Source organism: Brevibacterium sp. AGC70 (assembly GCF_057334195.1).
Window position 1 is genome coordinate 18,427 of sequence record NZ_JBHFIH010000005.1, and the last position, 21,323, is coordinate 39,749.

12 protein-coding genes are annotated in these 21,323 nt (G+C 56.9%); 7 read left to right on the top strand and 5 right to left on the bottom strand.

Annotation, left to right across the window (positions count from 1 at the left end):
• Positions 1–461: 461 nt before the first annotated feature.
• Together ACE03M_RS03775 and ACE03M_RS03780 are read left to right on the top strand one after the other, a co-directional pair.
• Positions 462–995: a GNAT family N-acetyltransferase gene (locus tag ACE03M_RS03775; protein WP_485932795.1), complete on the top strand. Its 534-nt coding sequence runs from the start codon at positions 462–464 to the stop codon at positions 993–995.
• A 366-nt stretch (positions 996–1,361) separates the two neighbouring features.
• Positions 1,362–1,523 (top strand): helix-turn-helix domain-containing protein, encoded by a 162-nt coding sequence (locus ACE03M_RS03780; protein ID WP_485932796.1) that lies wholly within the window; start codon positions 1,362–1,364, stop codon positions 1,521–1,523.
• A 215-nt stretch (positions 1,524–1,738) separates the two neighbouring features.
• Here the strand turns inward: ACE03M_RS03780 and ACE03M_RS03785 are convergent, their stop codons facing one another.
• A complete protein-coding gene (locus ACE03M_RS03785) occupies positions 1,739–10,267 on the bottom strand; it encodes a DUF5979 domain-containing protein (RefSeq protein WP_485932797.1) in 8,529 nt (2,842 codons plus the stop codon).
• A 644-nt stretch (positions 10,268–10,911) separates the two neighbouring features.
• Between ACE03M_RS03785 and ACE03M_RS03790 the strand changes: the two genes are divergently transcribed.
• From ACE03M_RS03790 to ACE03M_RS03800, 3 genes are all read left to right on the top strand, one after another.
• The gene (locus ACE03M_RS03790; protein WP_485932798.1) at positions 10,912–11,538 is read left to right on the top strand and encodes a hypothetical protein; all 627 of its coding nucleotides are present in this window, start codon (positions 10,912–10,914) and stop codon (positions 11,536–11,538) included.
• A 130-nt stretch (positions 11,539–11,668) separates the two neighbouring features.
• The gene (locus tag ACE03M_RS03795; RefSeq protein WP_485932799.1) at positions 11,669–13,540 is read left to right on the top strand and encodes an alkyl/aryl-sulfatase; all 1,872 of its coding nucleotides are present in this window, start codon (positions 11,669–11,671) and stop codon (positions 13,538–13,540) included.
• 160 nt (positions 13,541–13,700) lie between these two features.
• Positions 13,701–14,195, top strand: coding sequence for a DUF1269 domain-containing protein (locus ACE03M_RS03800; protein ID WP_485932800.1), 495 nt, complete (start codon positions 13,701–13,703; stop codon positions 14,193–14,195).
• A 1,563-nt stretch (positions 14,196–15,758) separates the two neighbouring features.
• Here the strand turns inward: ACE03M_RS03800 and ACE03M_RS03805 are convergent.
• Genes ACE03M_RS03805 through ACE03M_RS03815 form a run of 3 tightly spaced genes read right to left on the bottom strand, consistent with a single transcriptional unit; the run spans position 15,759 to position 17,626 of the window.
• The gene (locus tag ACE03M_RS03805) at positions 15,759–16,079 is read right to left on the bottom strand and encodes an SHOCT domain-containing protein (protein ID WP_485932801.1); all 321 of its coding nucleotides are present in this window, start codon (positions 16,077–16,079) and stop codon (positions 15,759–15,761) included.
• A gap of 10 nt (positions 16,080–16,089) precedes the next feature.
• On the bottom strand, positions 16,090–16,521 hold the full coding sequence (locus ACE03M_RS03810) for a DUF6325 family protein (RefSeq protein WP_485932802.1): 432 nt from the start codon (positions 16,519–16,521) through the stop codon (positions 16,090–16,092).
• Between the two features lie 22 nt (positions 16,522–16,543).
• The gene (locus ACE03M_RS03815) at positions 16,544–17,626 is read right to left on the bottom strand and encodes an AI-2E family transporter (RefSeq protein ID WP_485932803.1); all 1,083 of its coding nucleotides are present in this window, start codon (positions 17,624–17,626) and stop codon (positions 16,544–16,546) included.
• Between the two features lie 264 nt (positions 17,627–17,890).
• On the opposite strand from ACE03M_RS03815, the gene ACE03M_RS03820 reads away from it, so the two are divergent.
• Positions 17,891–18,277 carry an SHOCT domain-containing protein gene (locus ACE03M_RS03820; RefSeq protein WP_485932804.1) on the top strand — a complete coding sequence of 129 codons (387 nt, stop codon included), beginning with the start codon at positions 17,891–17,893 and terminating at the stop codon, positions 18,275–18,277.
• A 31-nt stretch (positions 18,278–18,308) separates the two neighbouring features.
• Positions 18,309–18,740, top strand: a complete 432-nt coding sequence (locus ACE03M_RS03825) for a DUF6325 family protein (RefSeq protein ID WP_485932835.1) — start codon at positions 18,309–18,311, stop codon at positions 18,738–18,740.
• 9 nt (positions 18,741–18,749) lie between these two features.
• Here ACE03M_RS03825 and ACE03M_RS03830 read toward each other — a convergent pair whose 3' ends face one another.
• Positions 18,750–21,314, bottom strand: coding sequence for a winged helix-turn-helix domain-containing protein (locus ACE03M_RS03830; RefSeq protein ID WP_485932805.1), 2,565 nt, complete (start codon positions 21,312–21,314; stop codon positions 18,750–18,752).
• Positions 21,315–21,323: the final 9 nt, after the last annotated feature.

Genomic DNA, 21,323 nt, shown 5'->3' on the forward strand with positions numbered 1-21,323 from the left:
GTCGACAGTGGAGCACTACCGGGACCGAGCATCCACTGTTGCCTCCCTGGGACGCTCATCAGGAATCAACCCAGGCCAACGGTCAGAGACAAGTTTCAGGACCAGTCACGTTGAAGTGGCGTCGGTGAGGTCACACATGTGCCCAGGACACTCGCGTCATTGTCACGGATTTCTCGGCCGAGGACGGCCCGACGGAAGTCTGTGCGGCGGAGGGCCAGTTTCTAGCCACAGGGAACTCGTTAACTATTGAATATCCTAAGGTCGCTGCGAACCGTGGAGCGGCCACTAATCGCCGCGAAAACCATGCCACTTACACATGAGACTCATACTCCCTTCGGAAGTCGGAAGGCTGGCCGCAGCCTTTTTCTGGTGCGGCGCTGGGCGAAGCGATCAGTCGTACACTTGTCTTTTGGCCCATAGAGTCTATTCACGAGGTCCATGTCGCGCTTATACTCAAGGCCATGATTGAACTTCGTGTGGTGGGCGAATCTTCGCTTCCTGATCCGCTGATCGTATCGTTGACAGACATGCTTGAAGAGCTCGTCCGCAAGGGAGCAGCGTTGGGTTGGACGAAACCACCCACGTTGTCTGAAATCACCGAACTCGTCCGGTCTCTGGCCACCGATCCGGAGAATGAGTCATGCGTTGTCGTCGCAGAAGCGGAGAATCAGGTCGCTGCCTTCGGCTATTGGCGCCGTTACCAACGTCCCACTTACAGGCCGCACGCTGACTTAGAAAAATTAGCGGTTGCCCCATCTTTCGCAGGGGAGGGACTCGGGAGACGTCTGCTCCGTCAACTCGTCAAACAGGCAAAAGAGGTCGGGGTAGAACAGCTCACTTTGGATTTCCGTGGAGACAACCAGGCTGCAGAACATTTGTACCTCTCGGAGGGATTCAAGGAGTACGGTCGACTATCTGACTTCGTGGCCCCAGGCAACGGTAGACGTCTAGATGCAGTCCTTCATGTGCTGGACCTTCGCGAGGAGAATCGCTGATGGTTCATTCGCCAGGCAGCTGAGGCCACACACGGCGGCATCGTCGGAGGCCGCCGCTAGCATTTCGTCATCGGCTTCTGACGCGCCATATAACGATCGCAGAACCACGTCACTCACCAATGCGACTCACACGGGCCTGTCACACGAATAGATGTCAGGTCAGTTCGTCGCTGGGTAACCAGGATGGTCAGGACATTCAGCTGTTCAGCACAGACGGCGGAGAGCAAAACTATCGGCTTTGCAATCCGAATTATCGACTCTGCGCTCGTGATGGCAGCTCGCATGGCAAAAGTTACGACGACCTTTGGCAGTAGTGCATTCAGCTTCTGAAACTGAGTAGTCGATTCGATCAGGAAACGCCGAGACATGGTAGCGGACCTTGGGGGTCGCCCTCGTAGAATTACTGACAGTCAGATCCGAAACGCGACCCGATTGGTCGAAAGCGGCGAAACGGCGGCGAGCGTAGCCTGTGATCTGGGAATGCCTCGGGCGACCCTCTATCGGTGCGTATGCACTGTTGCTGAGTAATTCGGCACGTCATTTCTGCAGTGACGGCCTTTGAGCTCCGGAAGGATTCCGCCTCTCACCTGTGCAGTTCTCCTTCATCTACGAACGGGTATTCGACAGCAACGAGTCGCTGGCGGATACCAAAAACAGACAGAGGGTGTGTTTGACAAACGCTTCTATTGAAAGCTCCGCCGGACCGAACGAGCGTACCTTTTTGGCCGGCCGGCGCGAGCACATCACTGACGACTCCGTGCGGCCCTCACAATGCCCGCACCGCTGGCGATCAATAGCAGTCCAACGAAGAGCCAAATCGCAATGACAGCGCCGGTCCGCGGAAGGTCGCCGCCGCCTCCGTCAGCATCATCGTTAGATCCTCCTCCGTCCGCATCACCATCGGGCCCCCCTCCATCTGTATCGCCATCTGACGCGGTGTCATCAGAGTCAAAGTTGTTTGTCACTGTGATCGCAGATGGGCCTCCACCAACGGTGACCACTCCCGGTTCCCCGTCACCAGTAGAGGAAATCGTGGTGGATTCTGCACCACCGTCGTCGGTCTCAGTCACCGTGCACTCGGCACCGATCGGTAGGCCGTTGTAGGTCACCGGATCGTCCGGGGTGATATCTCGATCGGCTCCACCTGGGATCTCGATGTCTTCACCGTTGAACGTGCAGTCTAGGCTCACTTCGAAGGGTTCGAAGGGGCCGACTACATTCGCGCCCCCATCAAACTCGACCTCCTTGTCAACCTCGATCGAACCGACGTCGAAGGTGTTCTTCACCGTCACAGTCGCGGGACCGTCCTCGTTGCCCGGGATCACGACCTGTCCAGGGTCGCCGCCATCAACCGTGGTCGACACCGTCGCCGAAGTGGCGCCGCCGGTGTCCGTCTCTGTGACGATGCAATCAGCGCCCACGGGGAGCCCAGAATAGACTGCCGGTTCGTCTGGACCCACCGCCCGAGTCGGCCCACCGATGCCTTCGCCAGACATGTCGATGTCTTCGCCTTCGAAGCTGCACTCAGCTGTGACCTCGAAGTCACTGTCGGCAAACTCGGCGCCGTCACCTTCGACGATTTTCTCAACTTCGAACTCGCCCACATCGTAGGTGTTCGTCACGTCGACCTCGATTGGTTCGGTGCCTTCGCTAATGGTGCCGGAGCCTGGCTCCACGGTCGTGGTCGCCGCACCGCCATCGTCTGTCTCGGTCAGGGTGCACTCTGCACCGTCGGGCAGGCCGAGATAGATTGCCGGAATTCCCGGACCGAAGCCGCGAGTCTCGCCACCAGGGATCGGCACTTCCTCACCTTCGAACGTGCACTCCAGCGTCGACTGGTACGGCAGATCTGCCAGCGAATCGATGTCATCGACCGAATCAGGCATGTCAGGAGCAAAGTCCGCTCCGTCACCGTCAACGGTCTTCTTCACCACCAGCGGGCTGGTCTTGAAAGTATTCGTTGCTAGGACCTCGACACTGGCTGCGTCGCCGTCGTCATTCGATGGGACGACAACCTCGGCGGAAGTTCCATCGACGGGGGCGCCGTCATCGACGGTCATCGTGGTCTCTGTGGCACCGGCGGCGTCGGTTTCGGTGACCGTGCATTCCGCGCCGACGGGAAGGCCTTCGTAGACAGCTGGGTCGCCGGGCATGAATTCCTGTGTTGCTCCGCCAGGGATGTCAATTGGGCTATCACTGTTGGGGAAGGTGCATTCGACGGTCGCCTCGAACGGTCCTGCGTTATAGATGCCCGAGCCTATCCCGGTCAGCTTCTTGTCGACCTCGATCGTGCCCACATCGTAGGTGTTGGTTACCACGACCTCGGCGGGTTCAGCTTTGTCCGCCGGAACGATGACCTCACCTGGATCGCCGCCGTCGATGCTTGAGGTTATCTTGACGCTGGTGGCTCCGAAATCATCGGTCTCGGTGACCACACAGTCCGCGTCGACGGGCAGCCCATCATAGGTGATCGTGCTTCCTGGCTCGATCTGTCGTGAGGCACCGCCAGGAATCTCGATCTCGACGCCTTCGAACGTGCACTGTGCACTCACTTCAAACGGTCCGGCTCCAAAGTCGGCACCTTCACCGTCGACCGCCTTCTGGACTGAGAACTCTCCCAGGTTATAAGTATTGGTGATGTCGACACCGACCACAGTCTCAGAGCCGTCCTCGCCGCCGACGATTACCGTCTCGGGTTCGATTGTGACGTCAGTGGCCTGTCCTTGCTCGGATTCGGAGGTCGTACATTCGGCTCCGATCGGCAGCCCGTCGTAGTTGACAGTCTCACCCGGAGCCAATTCGCGCTCCGCACCACCAGGGACGTCAACTTCGGTGCCTTCGAAGGTGCACTCCAGAGTCACCGCATAGGGACCCTGGGCGAAGTCGGCACCATCACCATCGATCTTCTTGTCAACCTTGACCGCACCGGGATCGAAGGTGTTGGTCACCGCGAGCTCGGCTGGGTCGGGCCCAACGGTGACAGTACCGGGCTCGCCGTCCGGTGCTTGTGCAGAGACAGTGGTCGAGGTCGCTCCGCCGTCATCCGTTTCCGTCACAACGCAATCAGAACCGATGGGTAGCCCGTCATAAGTGACAGGTTCCCCCGGAGTCAGTTCACGTTCAGCTCCATCGGGTATCTCGACGTCCGTGCCCTGATAGGTGCATTCTGCGCTGATCTCGAATGGACCGAAGGTGTCGTCGGGAAGGTCGGTGTTGTTTTCGACGGTTTTGTCCACTGAGAATGACCCGAGGTCGAATTCGTTGGTTGCAACGACTTCCGTCGTGTCGTCCGCTCCTACTGTTACAGGGTTCGGGGTGATCTCAGACGAGGTGGCTCCGCCATCGTCGGTTTCGGTGAACTCGCACGAAGCACCGGTAGGCAGATCGTCGATCGTTGCTTCGAGCGGACCATCTCCACCGACACTCACAGAGCCGTCGTAAACGACGCTCGCATCCGTTCCGCCTTCTCCATCTTGGTCGAAGCTGCAGACGACGTCGAAGACGAAGGGGCCATTGCCGTATTCGCCAGCACCGTTTCCTGTGAGCTCTTTGTTGAGCTGGATCGAACCGACATCGAAATGGTTTTCCACCGTGACTTGTGTGCCAACGGTTCCTTCGTCATTGCCGACGATGGTCACCTCCGCTGTGTTGCCATCCGACACCACCGGAGCCTCTCCTGGCTGAGTGACGATCATCGACGCCGATGAGGCTCCGCCGGTGTTTGTTTCGGTGATCGTGCACTCCGCGTTGATCGGTAGTCCTGTAAGGTCCGCGGGCGTTCCATCGGCGTCGAGATCGACGATCATCGGGTCGTCAGGACCATATCCTTCGGCATAGACCGGATCACCAAGGAACGAACAGGCCACACCCGCTTCGAATGGTCCGAAGTTGGTCGGGTTGCCATCTTGGTCGACTGCGTCGGATTCGACTGTCTTGGCCAATTCCAGATCGCCGAGCTCATAGTTATTCACTGCGTTGAGGGTAACCGTGTCTGGGGACTCACCGATCGTCACAGTTTCGGCGTCAAGCGACGTCTGACCGTTCGAATCGTCCTCTGTGATGGTGCACTCGGCGCCATAGGGGAGGTTCGGTACTTCGGTCTGCCCGCCATTGGGCACGGTGATAGTGATTGGGTCGAGCTCCTTCTCTAACCACGAGTCAACTGCGGAGGTGCATTGCACCTGCAGGGTGAATTCGTCGGGAGCATAGTCGGCTCCTGCTCCTGCTGCAGTCTTGTGCACGGTCAGCGGACCGGTTGCGGTGGCGACTCCGACCTTCGCCCCTTCCGTCGGCAGCATATTGACTTCCTTATCCGCTGAGGTGACGGCCACTCCGCCCGCTGCTGCCGAGTTCCAGGCGATTGAGTGGTCCCCGGCCTCCGGTGCCTCGGCGGGCGTCGTTGTCGTGCCTTCCACACTGAGCGAATCGCCCGGTTCGAGCAAATGGTCAGGATCCATAGACACCACGACCTTGATCGCGGTGATCTGTTCATACTGATCGTCGGGAGTATCCGCAGTCAGTTCCACCCACCCGGCCTCTGGGTCATCGGAGGGGCACGGATGATTGATCGGATCGTCGATGTCGTCCATGCAGTAGTCCTGCGTCGTCGAGTAGTAGATCTTCGAGGTCGAACCTTCAGGGGCATCGACGACAGCTGGGGGCGGATCGTCAGAGAGAGTGGGGGACCATTCTGAACCACGTTCCGTCGAGGTGGCATAGGAACCGACATCACCCGGCGTCGGGAGACGATCGTAGAGAACGGCCTGGTCCATCGGCAGGTTGCCGACGTTTTCCATGTTGATTTGCCATGTCTCGTTATGGCCCGGGGCGATGACCGGGGTACAGGGGTAGGCATAGTAGCCGTCGTCATTTGGTGTGCATTCGACGGACTGATCGGGGTAGGCGGGATCGACTATGACGTCGAGTTCATCGTCTTCGGTGGCCTTTACCAGCTTGTCTTGGCTGATCACCGCCGTTCCTGTGGGATGAACGTTGGCATCTGCTTGACATTGTCCGGTTTCGTCGTCCAGGCGAGTTTCGCATTGGTCCCATGGTCGGTCTCCTGCCACTCCTGCAGTGTTGTCCACCGGAGTCTGCGGGGGGAGCCCGAATCGGAATTGCACCATGACGGTGATTGTGTAACTCTGTCCGACCTCGAGGACCGACCCTTCGGGAAATGTGAACTCGAGGTTGTCGACGTCGCCTTGTTGGTCCACGGACACGTCGTCGGCGTTTTCAGGCAGGTCGGGGGTACCTGGATCGGGGTCGGCTCCGGACAGAACGTAGGCATAAGGTGCGTCCCCATCCGCGAGATTCAACTGCGCACCATCGTCATCGGTGGGCATCGGGTCGGTGACCACCGGATCGGTGATCGGGCGCTGACCAGAATTGGTGATTGTGATGTTCATCGGGAAGGTCGAGTTCGGTCCTTGAGTTCCGTCGGAGACCGTCCCGTCGAAGTCCTTTGTGATGGTGACTCCGTTAGTGGCGTGCTTGTACCGCATCTGGGCGTCGTCCGAGTCCTCGGCCGTGACAGGAACCTGCTCGCCGGAGTCTGGATCGACGACGAGATCGGCGCCGGTCGTCGTACCGGTGACTGTATTGCCGGCTACGCCTGGTTCGGTTTCACCCGGAGCGTTCGGATTCGACGCCAGGTCGTGTTGAACGGAACCCCCAGAGCGCATTTCGTCGCGGCGGAGAACCTCGATCGGCACCGACTGCTTCGGGGTAGCCGGATTCTCCCAGATCTGTCCGTCGGCTCGGGTAAAGGTCAGCCTCAAGCCCTGGACGTCTTCGGGGTTGACTCCATCGGGGAGTGCGAAGGTGTCATTGGGAGTTCCTTCGATCCATTCGGCACCGTCGACCGTGACCGGTTCCGGAGAATCGGGTTCGCCGGAGAATGTTCCTCCTGTGAGGACGTCCACTTGAACTTGGTCAATGGGAGAAGCCAGCTGGGCCTCCGGGCCGAAACCGACGAAATTGTATTGGTTCCAGAATTGCGGGTCGTCGTCGGTCAGCACCATTTCGACGCTGCGCGAGGGCCCCTGCGGCTGCCCGGTGATTGTCATGACCGCTGGAGAGTCGTCCGCATCAGAGCCATGGTTCGGCTCTGTGATGGTGTCAGGGCTGAACGTCTTCGTCACGTCCAAATCGATCGCGGCGTCCTGAAGGTCCATTGTGGCATCGTCGTATGCTTGTCGGCGATCGCCGTCGGTGCCACCCGGATCATCGATTGTCGCGATGGCACCGTTCGTCTCCGGCGAGTAGTCTTCGACCGTGATCGGGTCATCGGTGTATCGATCGAACTGCCGTAGCTGCAAGTTCAGTTCGATGCTTCCGGCAGTATCGGCAGCGATCAATCCGTCGAACATGGTCTCGACACCGACGACATCAGCCAGATCCGAGGAGGTCAGAGCCAGAGCTTCTTCCGCACTGAAGTCAGCGGTGGTTTCATCGTCGTAGGTCAACCTGACCGTTGTGGTTTCCGTACCCTCGGGCGAGTTGATGGCATCGAAGCCGCGCAGAGTGAAGGCGTCGAAGGGCTTCGTCCCATCGTCTGCGATCACATCTGAGGAGTCCTCGACTCCAGGATCAGCGATCCGCAGTTGATCGATCTTGGAATCCGACTCGTTGGTACCGGTGACGGTTACCTCTGTCGTCGGGTAATACTCGTGCGGTGTCCCATCCGGGGGAACGGAGACCGGGCCCCCGGTCCAGTCTTTCTGCACGCCGACATTGATCGGCTGGTCGAGGATTTCGGCGGTATCGCCGTCCGTGTCGGAATACGTGCGGTTTTGGTATGTTGCCGTTCCCCGGGCGGTGTTGTTGGCCACGCCCGCATCGTCGGTGTTATACATCGTTCCACTGGTAGCGCCAAGCACGGGATCTTCTGCATTGCTCCGCTTGTAGTCGCGGACCTGGAATGTCAGGTCCAGGTGCCGGCCGTCGTCCTGCGTCGACCGAGCGACACCGTCACCTTTGACCGGGGCGGTGGGATCGTCACTGACTTCTGGACGGGTCGGGGACTCGGTGTAGATGACTCGAGCCGAGACGGTCGAGGCTTGCTCCTCCGGCGTCAGTGGTACAGCATCCATGCCACCGTCGCACGGATTGCCGCTCGTGCACGGGGAGTTCGCAGCTTGGACCCAGTCCGTACCGTTGAAAAGTTCGACGCCCGATATGGCGTCGTACTGGATCATGGGGTCAACCGATGAATTTATTGCTCCGATCTGAGCGAGATTGAACGCGTCATAGAACGAATCCGCTATATCGGTGCTCTCAGGATCGGCGGTATCGGAAATGATCATCGGGTCGACGCCGGAGAATCCGCCCGTCGACCATGTGATCTGACCGGTAACCTGGTCGTCGGTGCGAGCTCGGACTGTTGCTGGGTCACCCAACATCGTCTTGTCGATGAAATCTACAGTTCCGGACCCGTCGGTCGGGAACGGATCAACTGTGTCGCACCCCTCGACCGGTTCGGTCGCGTCCACGGTGTCGGCAGCGGCCGATGAGGCGGCACAATTCTCGATTGGATCGTCTCGATCTGCCGGTCCGGTGTAATCGGCCGTGAAATTCGGCTGGAACTCGGTGCCGGGTGGGAATCCTTCATCGTCGTCAGCATCGTATGTGAACCGGACTCCCTGGGTATTTTCGGGCAGGTCGCAGTTGACAGTTGCCGGCCCGTGAGTCGGAGGGCAGTCGGGTGCGGCCTGCCATGAATCGCCGTCCCAGTATTCAACGGTCAGGGTCGCGTTGGCTGGCACCGAGGTGCTGCGCACTCCGGTCGCGGTGAAGTTGTCCCAGAACTCGCCTGGACTGTCCGTGTTCACAGGGTCCTGAACGACGAAGGTGTCGGCGTCGGTCGTCGAGCCTTCCTCGCCGAAGGGCAACAAACTGCTCGGAAGTTGTACCACAACGTTCTGCCCCTCAGCGGCAGGAATTGTCGACGGACTGATGATCTTATCGGTGTCGGTGGCAAGCCGGTCATTGAGAGTGACAAGTTCGGCACTCGCCGTGGCCGGGTCCGTATTCGGAACCTCGGCCTGTACTTCGTTGGGGTGAGTGGCCCGGTCTGGCTCCTGATCGGGATCTGTGTCTGCAGTGAAGGGAATCGTTGCCTCGGCACCATTGGTGATGTCACCGCTGAACTCGACCGTGAATCCGATGACGGCGCAGGAGTCCGGTGGAGTTGCCGGCATGGTATCCACAGTTGTTGTCGACTCTGTGACCTCTGTACCGTCGGCACAGTTGTACGTCACGTTAGCCTCTGTCGCATCAGCTGGCCACACAACCCCTGCGTTGGCTGAATCGGTTCCCCACCCGGTGAAGGTGATGGGATCCTCGCCTTCGAAAGGACTGTCGGTGCCGGGGCTGGGCTCGGTGATGATCATTGAGTCTACTGACGTTCCTGTATTCGTCGCACCGAGCGTCACGGTTGTGGGCTTTCCTGCCTCTACTTCTGCGGGCGAGAAACTCTTGGCGGCCGTCACCGATGTGTTCGGCGGCGTGATGAGGTAAGAGTCGTCAGCGATGGCCGGGTCCGAATCCTCTCCATCGAGTGACACGACAGTCGATGTGTCGTTGTTCAGCGTAGTGGGGTCGGCAAGTTCTGAGACGGCGTCACTCTGCTGGACTTCGATGGGGATCGTGGCTGTGGCACCCGGTTGGATATCGCCGGAGAAGGTGTAGCGAACTCCCTCGACATCTGCTGGATCGACGGAGTCATCGAGAGTCTCCCACGAGTTGCCGTCCCAGTACTCCTCGGTGACATCAGTGGCGTCCTCGGGCATGTCGATGTCCCCGGTCCCGGTGTATTCCAGGTACGTGAATGGGTTCGGATCGGCGTTCGGGTCGACTGGATCTTGCACCACCATCGTGTCGACAGGAGCGTTCGAGGTGTTTGTTCCTTCGACAGTCACCGTGGCATCGGTGCCAGGAACCGCCAGAGCACCTTCTGGGTCGATCGTCTTGGCCGCATCCGTGGACAGCTCGAGTTCGACAACCGGAGTCACCGTTGCCGAGGAACTCTTCTCGCCAGCGTTGTCCGACTCGACGGTCGCCGTGTTCGAGATTTGATTGCCGCTTTCGCTATAGGGCAGATCTGGATCGATCTGCGCGGTGATCGAGATCTGCGCTTGATCGCCCGTTCCTACGCCGTCTTCATTTGTATACGTCGCTGTGTTGGATTCGAGGTCCGCGTCGACCTCTCCACCCCCACTGCTGACGCTTGCGTTGACCAGGATCAACCCATCGGGTAGGGAGTCGGTCATTTCAGTATTGGAACAGCTCTGGTCGGTGCCGCTGGGGTCCGAACACGAAATCGTGACTACGAACTCGACATCGTCTCCCGGACCATAGGGGCCATCAGATATGACTTGCTTGTTGATTCCCCACTCGGCCGCAGTGGCCGAAGTTGTAGGAAGAATCGTACCGGCCATAGCCAAGAGCAAAACGAGGAGAATTGACACGGCTCTTTTGGATCTCTTTCCGATCCAGTCGTGTTTCCTCGATCCTGGTGTTTTCTGACGAAACATCAAGCCCTCCTGCAGTGACCCACGTACACATCGTTGTGTGACAACTATCACGAAACTATCAGGATCTATGTTTCATTGCGAGAGTTACAGCAGAAATTTATGCACTCAAAGAAAATGAGTCGCTGTGAATCTCCAAACTTTCGAAACACTCTTAGTCGTTGTGAAGCCTTAATTGACCGATGAGTTGTGTATCGCTGTAGTCGCAATCTCGACAACTTTCTCATTGCGCACGACGATCGCGGTTGCCCTGAGTCAAGTTGAGACCCAAAGGCTCCTCCTCCTTTTGGGTTTCGTCAAGACACGCGCTTCGCCCACAGGAGGTGAGTTGCAGGCCAGAATTTGTAACTCCTGCTTATTCTGATCAGGGAGGGAGCACAAACATGACGGACTCACAGGAAGTATCAACGACGGAATCTAAGAGTTCTGTCACGGATTTCATTGCTCTACTACTGTTGTCAGTGACCGCGGTGCTCACTGCCTGGTGTGGATTCCAGTCGTCTAAATGGGGCGGCGAGATGTCAATAGCATTCAGCGAAGCATCCAGTTTGAGAGTACAAGCGACCTCAGCCGAGAGCCGTGCGCGCGACGCCCGACAGTATGACCTCTCGATCTACATCGAATGGGTGCTGGCCGATAGAGACCGGGGATTGAGAACCTACATCGAAGAACGTTTCACACCCGAGTTCAAAGTAGCTTTCGACGCCTGGAATTCCGGAGGTCGCAGCCAGTCAGGGCCCCTGGCCCATCCGAAATACACCCCGTCTGGAACAGAAGAAGCACTCCGTCTTGATCAGCTGGCTGACGATAGGTTTCAGTCCGCGCTGAAGAACAACCAGCAGGGCGATAACTACACGCTGTTAACGGTGGCCTTTGCTCTAGTTCTCTTTCTCACTGCTCTGTCTCAACGTAACCAACCCCAGACGGCGAGGAAGATCCTACTCACCCTCGCCATCGTTGTGGCAGTGGTCAGCGTCGTCATCATGCTTACTTTCCCAGTCCGTATTTGAACGAGCGCAGAGGACAAGAACGATCGACACCTCTTCTCGTTGCGGCCGCGGTCACCTGGGACGGGTGAATGTTTCGCATTGAGCGCGCTGCAAGACTCAACGATGGAGAAACCCTTAGAGAGGAATCATTATGCAGCACAAAGAACCGACAGCAGCTGTACGTACGGCCCAATCTGACATCGCCGCTTCCCTCCCGTTCAATGATACGAGGGATTTCGAAGACGCGGATCGCGGGTTTCTAGGAACCCTGAAGGACCCGGCAATTCGCAACGACCAGGGCGAGGTGGTCTGGGATGCATCGAGCTACGACTTCATCAGTGGAGACGCGCCTGATTCCGTGAACCCGAGCCTATGGCGGCAATCGACATTGGTCGCCAAACATGGCCTGTATGAAGTGGTGCCTGGTCTCTATCAGATTCGAGGACTTGATCTGTCGGTCATGTCGTTCATCGAAACCGACGCTGGCGTAGTCGTCGTTGATCCTCTCATTTCAGTCGAAACAGCATCAGCTGCGATGGGTCTCTATCAGCAGCATCGCGGACAGCGTTCAGTAGTAGCAGTGATCCATACTCACAGCCACATCGACCATTTTGGCGGAGTGCTCGGAGTGGTCTCAAGCGACGACGTTGCTTCAGGCAGGGTCCAAATCATCGCGCCAGAAGGTCTCGTGGAACATGCGGTGGCGGAGAACGTCTATGCCGGCGTTGCCATGGGCCGCCGCGCAGGCTACATGTATGGCGCACGACTCGAACGAGGCCCGCAAGGCCAAGTGGGGGCAGGCCTGGGACAGACAACGTCGACTGGTGCAGCGACACTCCTGCAACCCACTCTCGAAGTGACTGCCACGGGAGAAACGCACACCCTCGACGGAATCGAGTTTGAATTTCAGATGGCACCCGGGACTGAGGCGCCATCGGAAATGCACTTCTACATACCGCGATACAAGGCCCTGTGCATGGCCGAAAATGCTACGCACACACTTCACAACCTGCTGACCCTGCGGGGTGCTTTGGTCCGTGATCCGCATGTGTGGTCGCAATATCTCACCGAAGCCATCGAGCGCTTCGCCCATAAGGCAGACGTGGTGTTTGCCTCCCACCACTGGCCGACCTGGGGAAGCGACAACATCAGAAAGTTCCTATCCACACAACGTGATCTCTACGCATATCTTCACGATCAAACACTGCGCATGATCAACCAGGGAATGACGGGCGAGGAAATCGCCGAAGAGATCACTTTGCCTCCAGCGTTGGAGAACAGCTGGAGCACCCATGGCTACTACGGGTCGGTCAGCCACAACGTAAAAGCGATCTATCAGCGCTACATGGGGTGGTTCGATGGAAACCCTGCACGGCTGTGGCCCCATCCGCCTGCCGAACTCGCGAAGCGCTATGTGCATGCAATGGGCGGGATCGATGCAGTGATTGCCCTCGCTGAGGAGGCCTACGAGCAGGGCGATTTTCGATGGGCGGCGACTGTTTTGGATCATGCGATCTTCGTTAACCGTGACGATGCGAGAATTCGCGCGATATATGCAGATACTCTCGAACAGCTTGGATACGGGTCCGAAAATGGTACGTGGAGAAACTTCTTCCTTTCAGGGGCAACGGAGCTTAGGCATGGCAATTTCGGTACGCCGACAACAACGAATGCTCCGCTGATCATGGCTCAGCTGACTCCTGAGCAAATATTCGACGCGATAGCGATCACGGTCAACGGACCAAAGGCGTGGGGCGTGGAGGCAGCTTTCGACGTGATATTGACTGATCAGGATCGATGCTTCCATATCACCTTGTCTAATGGTGTGCTCATCTATGTTGAGCGTGAGCCTTCACCAGACGCGCCGTTGCGAATCTCTTTGGACAAAGACCGTTTGCTCAAGCTGGTAACCGAGGACACCGATTCAATAGATGTCTCGTACGACGGCGATGTCAAAGAGCTGAAGAAGATCTTCAGCGTTTTGACTCCGGGAGATCCGGATTTCGAGGTCGTATTGCCCTGAGACCTCCAAAGGAGTCAATCATTCGAGAGGGTGACCTCACCCTAACCGGGTGGGCGATACATTTTCCGTGGGTATGAGGACTCATCATGGGATTTGGGCACACCTTCCAGGCAGCTCGGACACATTCCAGAATACGAGAAACTATCGAAAGGAACGGATCATGGCCGAACTCATCGTCATTTCATTCGACAACGTACAGAACGCAGAGGGCGCGTACGAGGAAATTCAACGCCTCAGCAACGATTTGGTGGTCGAGACCGAGGGTCTCGCGCTTGTGACCGTGAACGAAAAGGGAAAGACTCACGTGCAGACTCCCGACCGGGGCGCCTCGGTTGGTATCGGCACAGCCAATGGTGCACTGTTTGGGACTCTCCTGGGCATTCTCTTCTTCGTCCCTGTTGCCGGGTTCGTGCTCGGCGGAGCGCTAGGAGCTCTCTTCTCTGGTTTGGACAGAGCCGGAATCACCCACGAATTCCGATCCCGGGTGAACGATGCGGTGAAGAATGGGCGACCAACCATCGTCATGTTCGCCACGAAGCTCACAGAGGACAAATTCGGTGAAGCCATTGCGCCGTTCCACGGGGAAGTCGACCAAACCTCGCTCACGGAGGAGCAGGAGAAAGAGCTCGCTCACGATCTCGCCGGTACGCGCTAGGCTAAGCCAGCTTCGGCGGTACGATTCGACAAGCTCATTTGACTACAAAGTTGGATCTAGTCGAGTTCTACTCATGCGTTAAGTCGTGCTCGTCACCAGATTTGAATGGTCGTCAAGCACGGCTTTTCGCATGCGGCGAAGAACGCCAGGAACTCGTTCATCACCCGCTACACTTCCATAACGTTCCTGCGCAAGAGCGGTTGGTAGGCCCGGGGTCGGAAGGTGTCAGCCAAATAGGTCGCTCGTTACTAGAGACGAACAATGTTTATGGGTCGCTAGTCTTGAGGTGCCACATCTGCGACTTATTCCGGCGGCTGGCTTTAAGCGGGCGACCATTTCTGGTTCGTCGGTGAGATCAGCGGAACCGACCGCCCTATTCCGGATCCACAACTAGGAGCGGGCTGAATGATTTAGGTGACGGGATAGGAGCGGGCTGAATGATTTAGGTGACGGGAGCGACTGGCAACGTTGGGGTTGTCGTCGAACCCTTGGTTTACTAATGCTGAGACCTGGGCGGCGGCTTTCCACGGAGTACGATCGATGTTCCTGGTGCTGCCTCCTACCCTTGGCAACGTAACTCGAGATTTGCTTCCAGCCTGGGCCGCCTCACGGGATTTCGGGGTCGAACATCTAGTGTTCTTGTCCCTCCAGTGAACCGAGCACAATAAAGTCGGTCCCCACGCCAGGATCGAAAAATGGCGGCGAGGCTCTGGTTTGACGTGGACGTTCGTGCGAGCTTCATTCCTCAATCAGAACCTATCCACCACGCATACCAGCGACATCCGAGTTCGTGACGAGATCTGTGTGCCTGCAGGCCCCGTGGCGACGGTATTCAGTGACGCCGCTGATGTCGGGTAAGTAGCCGCTACCCCTCTCCTCGACTCAGATCGGCATGCTAATAGAGCGTGGACAGTCACCGGCCCTCGAGCGCTGAACTATGCGGAGATTTCTGAACTCCTGTACTTGAAGCTCACTGGCCTCATCCGCTACAGGCATCCGGGCGTGTTCCGTTATATACGTCATGCCCACCGCGACATGATGCCATGGGATGGTATTCATTACTGCCGCGATCTACACGACCGCGCGACTCGGACGTGCCGCGGATCTATCGGACGACGTTTCAAATGTCTCGAGACGCTCGCCCATCGACTTTGCCGAGTTCGCCCATCGTGAGCGAAATTCATGGAATAGACATTGACCACGCATCGGTGAAAAGTATCTCTCAGCTTGGCTGTTGAGGTGTCCAGCCGGGGGAGTAGAAGTCCTGACGCATCGATAGGCGAAGCTCGTACGAAGCGGCAAAGATGACCTTATTCCGTGACTACAGGCCCTGGATAGTTAATCAGCAGCGCGGTCCTCACAGGTTGACTAAAGTGTGTCCCAATGGCCCGCTCGATCAGAGCGAATAGGCCGCCAACCGGGTGCGTTTTGTAGGTCCGGCCCTTGAAAGCGCGAATCCTCTTCCGCAACGAACCGGTGTATCGAGATCGCTACGTTCAAGTCGTCGCTATCTTGAGGGGCGATACTGGTGAGCTTCACCCCTCAAGAAATCCAAGACGTTGTTCAGTCCAGTAAACGGGCCTTTGCCGCGGAGAATTCCTCATCAGAGAGTGCGCCGGCGTCGTGAAGCGACGACAACTGTTGCAACTGTCCAATGATGCTGTTGTCCGTCGGGTGGGTTGAAGCTGCATCCGGATTATTGATGCTTTGTTGGGCATGATGTGCAGCTACATCGTATAGTTCCTGTTCATAGTCAGCTTGAGCTTTTCTCTGTCTGGCGTTCGTCATTGCTCCTGTGACGGCCCCTGCAGTTCCAGCGACAACGGCCGTGCGTGCAGCAAGGCCGAGAAGCCCAGGGCGACCAAATCGGCGAATCATTGGCATGGCTCCTTCCTCAGCTTTCGTTCATGAGTACATCGAACATTGCGTTAACAATTGGGGCCGGAACTCGTTCTGAGCGAAGAACACGGCTACCGGAGTCGGCCAATCGTTGGGAGAGCTCACGCTGATAGCTTAGCTCCAGTGCAACAACGAATGCCGTCCCACCGAGAGGAATGTACTCAGCCAGGTCTGAGACATCTGCTTCTCCAGTCAGACCTGCAGCGGTAAGTTCTGAATCGTCGAGCCCATAACTGGTCATATTCTGTGCCGCCTCGACCGTAGTTATTGCTCCTTCTTCATCTCGTGACACGAGGAGGATATCGAGCAGCCGGACTGACCCAGATGAAATCATGCCCTTGAGGGCGGCGAGCGTATCGGACTCGGGGCGATTCCCTCCGAGCTCAACGAGATACAACTCAACGGGGCCATAACGGAAATCTGTCATCGTTTGCACCTTTCTTAGTGGTCTAGGGATACGTTCTGAGCATCCACCTTCGATTCGACGCCTTTCTTGTTGAAGTTTTGGCGTCCTGAGCAGGGATCACGACCTGACGCAGGATAATGAGAACTGATGCAGTAATCGGAATGGCCACAAGCGCACCGAGCAGTCCCATAAGCGTGGCTCCAGCGATCGCTCCGATGATGACGAGGACGCCGGGAACAGCCACCGCTCGCCCCATGATTTTGGGCGTTACTACATAAGCTTCGATCTGAATGTAGATCAGATACGACACCGCGAATACCAAACAGGCGGTGGGACTGAGAACCAGTGACGCCATGGAACCGATGACCAGGAAGAGTAGGGACCCCATCAACGGTACTAGCGTGACGAAGAATGCAACGAGCATCATGAGGACAGCAATAGGCGAGCCCAACACGATATTGATGACGAAGACCACGAGTGCGTTAATGGCGGAGAGCATGACTCCGCCTGCCACTACGCCGCCGACCGAAGCTGTGATTTCATCCGTAAGCGTCGCGAATCTCTCTCGCTTATACTTTGGCACCAGCGAAGCGATCGCCTTCTTGAAGGAATCGAGAGAAACCACGAAGTACAGGGTCAGGACAATGACGATGACGGTGTTCGAAATGGCCCCGATGGCACTTAGCCCGGCTTTGAGCACACCACCTGAAACAGCGAGGAAGGATGACATGTCAAATACCGAGTTCCAGATCCGTGCCGCAGTATCTTCGGCGTCGACTCCCATGTTTGATTGCAGTGCGCGAAACCATGACGATCTGGTGAGGTCTTCGATTGCCTCCGGAGCCGTGTCGATCAGATGTTTGATCTGCTGTATGGTTGCGGGCACGATGAAGATGAGGACCACAGCAACTAGCGCAAGAAACGAGACTGCCACCAGACAGACACTCCACGCCCGAGTTAAGCCGAGTCTCTGTAGGCGCCGTACGAGCGGGTCGAGTCCGAGACTGAGAAATAGCGCCAGTAGCAGCAAAACGAGGACTGACGACAATAGATACAGAACTGCTGTAGCCAGGATGGCAAAAATTACCCCGACAGCAACAGTGAATCCAGACGCAACAGCATGCATCGGAGCTCCTTGTCGCCGACGCTCCTGATCAACTTGCCCGGCACTATTGCGTGACATGCTCGAAATTTACAATTTCGCACTTCGACAGTGAGTGTCATTAGCCCGTAGCGGATGAGGGATGCCGCTTTGAGGACATCAGCGAGAGCTTTCTGCATCGCCTGCTCTGGGCGATTATACCGAAGTGGCTAAATGCATCTCGTTAGTGTGGCAGGTAACGAGGCGAGGCCATCGGGGCTTTGCCAGGCGGTTAAAAGGAGTCGGGTCATGGAATTCTGGAGCAATTTCTGGTCGATCATCTGGTGGTTTATTGTAGCGTTTGTCTTCATCGCCTATTTGATGGCGCTGTTCAGCATCATCACCGACATATTCCGGGATCGTACACTCAGCGGGTGGGACAAAGCACTGTGGGTGCTCTTCCTACTGCTGGTGCCCTTCATTACCGCCCTCGTCTATCTAATAGTGCGTGGCGGGAGCATGGCAGAGCGCCGGGACGCCGACGCCCAACATGCGGTAGATGCCACGAATGCCTATATTCGGCAGGCGGCAGGAAAGACACCCGCCGAAGAGATCGAGAAGGCTACAGCGTTGTTGGACTCTGGACGGATCACCGCCGAGGAATTTCATCAGATTAAGACGAAGGCTTTGGCCTAAGCCTCGTGAACATGTCTAGGGCGTGGAGAAGATGACAGCAATGGGCCCACTTCGTCTGGGACCGGCCGTGATGGTGATGGCGAGCGTGACCTCGAGCGGCGCGAAGGGGGGTGTCCTGGAGGCTCTCGGATCTCCGATCGAGGAGGGCCACGTGCGTCTACTTGACCTCGTCTTCGTGAACGTCTTGCCTAACGGTGAACTGTGGTGCCAGGAAGCCACCTCCGCTGCGGTCAGGCTCGCGGGGTTGAGCCCACTGGTCCCTGGCTTGATAGGTATCGACGACGTCAAGCATCTAGCCGCGCGAACCACTGATAGCACCAGTCTGATCATTGCATTGTACGAACAACCTTGGCTGACGAAGCTTTCACAAGACAATTTTGAGACTGGCGGTGTCGTCTCTGTGATCGAGCCTATACCTGCAACCGTGTTGAACGCCGTTCTAGATCTCAACAATCAATTGTGAACCTCTGAGTCACAATTGCACCTGTCGAACTTCTCTCCTGGAATTAACGTTGAGCTTCTGATAGATCGAGCGTTGATGGCTTTTAACCGTGTTGATGGACAGCTGGAGGTCCTGAGCGATCTCGCTCAATGTCATCGCAGTCTGCATGAGAGCGAAAACATCATGTTCTCGTTGGGACAAGCCGTGGACTGAGTGTTCGTCGCGGTTGAAGGCGAGGCAGTCCGCAATGAAAGTTTCGTGTGCCGGATAGCGAAGTACATGCGCCGCAAGGAGCTGGCGGACGGAAAGATCTCCGTCGCAAAACGGTAATTGGATCTGCTCAGGAACGGCTAGTTGGAGGGCGGCCTCACACCATTCGTGAGCCATTTCCCGTTTACCGTTCCCTGCTTGAAAGAGAGCGATGGAGACTCGCGACGAGACTGCAAGATACGATGATTCTTCGTAGTCGGGTTGGCTCCGTAGCAGACGAATTGCACCTGGCAGGTCACCTCCGCGACGCAGGATTGCAGCCAGAAAGATTGCGACGAACGGAAGTTCAGGAGTTCCCACATGTGCCCTAGCGATGGACATCGCACGTTTCTTGTGTCCTGCTGCTTCCTCAAGCATTGCCACGGCGGCGTCTTTAAAAGCCTTCCACCTCACGCCTTGAGCCTCCCTCGTTTCCATTGATTGGATTTCGGAAGCGGCACGGCGGCAGTAGCGCGGATTGCGAGACATTGCTGCGGCAGCGGATAGCATCATTCGGGCGGCACCGTCGAACGTTGTTCTGGACTCATTGGCCCCAATGACGCTGAGGAAACTCTCATAAGCGGATTCGGCGTCGGCTTTCCAGTACTGAATCCATCCGCGGCCGATCGATTGGCCTCCGCCGTCATAGGACTCCCAGGGTGTCGGTGCTTCTGCATCTTCGTGCCCCAATGTATCCAGTACCCGGCTCGCCTGAGTATGGTGCCCGGCCCATGCGTGAGCCAGCACGAGCTGTCCTAGGGCTTTATGGCGAAGAGTTTCGTCGTGACAAGCTTGAGCCTCACGCGCTGCCATTGCCAGATATTCCTCGATCAGAACTGGATTTGAGTGATGGCGAAGTTCAGTCCATCCCATGACATAGAGGATGGATGCGCGGTCGACGGTGGTGAGAGTGGCCGAGGTTTCGAACAGCTCCCGGATGTCGGCGCTGGATTTCGCACTTGATTCTCGGTCGTCGAGCAAGAAGAGTCGCGCGAGAAGGAGAGTCTCTTTCCCCCCGTCAATGTTGGGAGAGTATTGCATGAGATTTGTCGCGCGTGTATACAAGCTCCGAGACATCACATGTTCGCCGAGTACGTCTTGTGCGCACGCGCGGATTAATAGTATTCGGGGGTCATCGGAATGAGGGTCGGGGAATGTCGAGCAGATTCGTTCGACAGCTGCAGCATCTGTGCCAATGACGAGACTTAACCAGCGCCGTAAGAGTATTTCCATAGCTCTTGATATTGAGCCAGCACTGAGGGCATGTTCCACGGCGTATAAAGGTTTATCGACTTCGAGGGCAGTGGCTGCTTGGAGGTGAAGACTTGCCAGTCTAGACGGATCTCTTCTCTGGAGGAGCGACCGGCATTGTTGCGCGAACACGGTGTTCCAATGATAGTGAAGTGTTTGTCCTTGGAGCCGTTGAACGAGGAAGAGCCCTCTTGAGGCACACTCAGCAAGCACCCTGCCCGCTTCAGGGTTTCCGGTGATGTCCACGGCTGTCTGAGCGGTCATCTCATCACACACTGCCATCTCGAGAAGGAGGGCCGAAGTTTCGGTCGGCAACGTCGCCAACACATGACGATCAACATAGTCGCCAAGTCGCTCGTTGAGCATTACTCCTTCGTCAGAAGCGCCGGTGCTGGGCGGAGATCCTGCAAGAATCATTAGACGAACAGCGATCGGCCAACCCTGCGTATACTCGATCACTTTCGAACACTGCAATGGTGAGCCGAGCAGCGAGCCAAGATCTCTGACTTCTGATTCAGTGAACCTCAATAGATTGGTGTCGAGTTTGGCTCTGGGGTTGTACAGCAGGAACCGCGAGAATGTTAGATCCAGATATGTTGTGCCGACGACCACGATGCGCAGCATTTCGGGCCCATCTTCGACGAGCGCACCGATAATGCCCTCGTTGATCGCCTCGAGTGCACGATGAGCATTATCAATGACCAAATATAGCGGCCGATTGACCGTTTCGAAGGACCTGCAAATAGCCCGGTAGGCAACAGCAGAATCAATGTCCTCAGACTCTTTCACGAATGATGCAAGCGATAATTGGGACTGTAGCGTACGTAGTATGTGGCGGTCGACTGTGCGTACGTCGTTGTCGAACCGGCCGAGGGAGTACCAAACGACGCTATTGTCGTATGTCGACGCCCACTGAGCAGCTTCAGTAGTCTTTCCATATCCACTTGGGGCAGAAATTACGGTTAAGCGATTCGTATGGACGCATTCGTCGATGGCGTTGACTACTCTTTCTCGGTTCAATACTCCACAAAGCCTGTCGGGAGAAGTGAAACTCTCCCGATCCCGCTGTGATGCTTTGACGTCTGGAGAAGCCATAATGTCACC